This window comes from Methylobacterium sp. CCH5-D2 (genome assembly GCF_001556475.1).
Classification (GTDB): domain Bacteria; phylum Pseudomonadota; class Alphaproteobacteria; order Rhizobiales; family Beijerinckiaceae; genus Methylobacterium; species Methylobacterium hispanicum.
The window spans coordinates 1-2,125 of sequence record NZ_LSIX01000249.1 but is presented as its reverse complement, the minus strand read 5'-3'; the positions used below and the strand labels follow the sequence as shown (position 1 = coordinate 2,125).

At 72.3% G+C, this 2,125-nt stretch carries 1 protein-coding gene; it reads right to left on the bottom strand.

Annotated elements, in window-relative coordinates; genetic code table 11:
- Positions 1-65 precede the first annotated feature (65 nt).
- Positions 66-1,802 carry a ubiquinone-dependent pyruvate dehydrogenase gene (poxB, locus tag AX737_RS06535; RefSeq protein WP_066919985.1) on the bottom strand — a complete coding sequence of 579 codons (1,737 nt, stop codon included), beginning with the start codon at positions 1,800-1,802 and terminating at the stop codon, positions 66-68.
- Positions 1,803-2,125: the final 323 nt, after the last annotated feature.

The window sequence follows — 2,125 nt, the reverse complement described above, 5'->3', positions numbered from 1 at the left end:
CTGGAGCGCGCCGGTGGCCGCGCCGGTGACCGCGCCGGCGACCGCGCCGGAACGCCGAGCCCGCGTCATCGCAGCAGGTTGCTCTTGGCGAGGTCGATGAGCTCGTCGCCGCGACCGTTCATCACCGCCCGCAGCATGTAGAGGCTGAAGCCCTTCACCTGCGCCGCCTCGATCTTGGGGGGCATGGCGAGTTCCTGGCGGTTCGTGACCACGTCGAGGAGGGCGGGACCCGGATGGTCGAGGATCTCGCGGATCGCCCCCTCGAGGTCGGCCGGATCCTCGACCCGGACGGCGTGGATGCCGGCGGCCCGCGCCATGGCGGCGAAGTTCGGGTTGCGCAGCGCCACGCCGGTGTCGAGGTAGCCGGCGGCCTTCATCTCCATCTCGACGAAGCCCAGCGTGCCGTTGTTGAAGACCACGACCTTCACGGGCAGCTCGTGCTGCACCAGGGTGAGCAGGTCGCCCATCAGCATGGTGAAGCCGCCGTCGCCCGAGAGCGACACGACCTGGCGCCCGGGCTGCGCCGCCTGGATGCCGATCGCCTGCGGCAGGGCGTTGGCCATGGACCCGTGCGCGAAGGAGCCGATCAGGCGGCGGCCTTCGGACATCGCGAGGTAGCGGGCGGCCCAGATCGTCGGGGTGCCGACATCGGCCGTGAAGGCGGCGTCGGGGGCCGCGGCCTGGCTGAGGAGCCGCGTCAGGTATTGCGGGTGGATCGGCTTGCGCCCGGCCTTGCCGGTGGCGAGTTCGTCGAGGCCCTCGCGCGCCTTGGCGTAGTGCTTCAGGCAGGCCTGCAGGTGGCCGTCGTCGCCCTTCGGCTGCAGCTTCGGCATCACGGCGGCGATCGTCGCCCCCACGTCGCCCACGAGGCCGAGGTCGATCCGGCAGCGGCGCCCGAGATTGTCGGGCCGGATGTCGACCTGCGCGATCCTGGCGCCCTCGGGATAGAACTGGCGGTAGGGGAAGTCCGTGCCGAGCAGCAGGAGCGTGTCGCAGGCCTCCATGGCGGCGTAGCCCGACGAGAAGCCGATCAGGCCGGTCATGCCGACGTCGTAGGGGTTGTCGTGCTCGACATGCTCCTTGCCGCCGAGCGCGTGCACGACCGGCGCCTTCAAGGTCTCGGCGAGCGCGATCACCGCCTCGCGCGCGCCGGCGCAGCCGCGGCCGCAGAACAGGGTGACCTTCTTGGCCCCGTTGAGCAGATCCGCCAGGGCGTCGATCTGCCGGGCCGCCGGGACGATCACGGGCCGGGGCGGGATCAGGCCGGCATTCGGCGCGACGGCGCGCTTGGGCGCGTCCTGGAGCGCGACGTCGCCGGGGATGACCACGACGGCGACGCCCTGGTTCCCGATGGCGGCGCGCACTGCCGTCTCGAGCACGTAGGGCAGCTGGGCCGCCGAGACGATCGGCTCGCAGTAGCAACTGCAGTCGCGGAACAGCTCGGTCGGCTTCGTCTCCTGGAAGTAGTTCGACCCGATCTCGGCGGAGGGGATCTGGGCCGCGATGGCGAGCACCGGCGTGCGGGTGCGGTGCGCGTCGAACAGGCCGTTGATGAGGTGCAGGTTGCCGGGCCCGCAGGAGCCGGCGCAGACGGCGAGCTCGCCCGTCGCCTGGGCCTCGCCGCCGGCCGCGAAGGCCGCGACCTCCTCGTGCCGGACGTGCACCCACTCGATGTCGCCTCGCGCACGGATCGACTCGGTGATGCCGTTGAGGCTGTCGCCCGCCACGCCGTAGATGCGCCGGACGCCGACCTGATGCAGTGTCTCCGTCAGGAGATCCGCCACGTTCACGATCTTGACCACGTGTTCGGTGACTCCAGTGTGCGGCAGGGCCGATGCAAAGCTTAACGTGGCGGGTGGACGGTCGCGCCATACGCAACGGTCGGTCTTTCGATATGAAGCGGATGCTTCGGGCAGCGCCCGCGGACGGGGCGGACCGATCCTCCGCAGGACCGGTCCCCCGGCGGCGGCCGGCGGCTACCGCCGGCCCTGCCCCGCGCGGGGCTGGTCGGGCGGTTGCGTCATGCCGGGGGCGATGCCCGGCGCCGCGTGGTCCACGGGGACCGGGCTCGGCATGCTGGGCCCTGGGATCCGCGCCGGCGTCGCGGTGCCGCGCACCGGCGGGG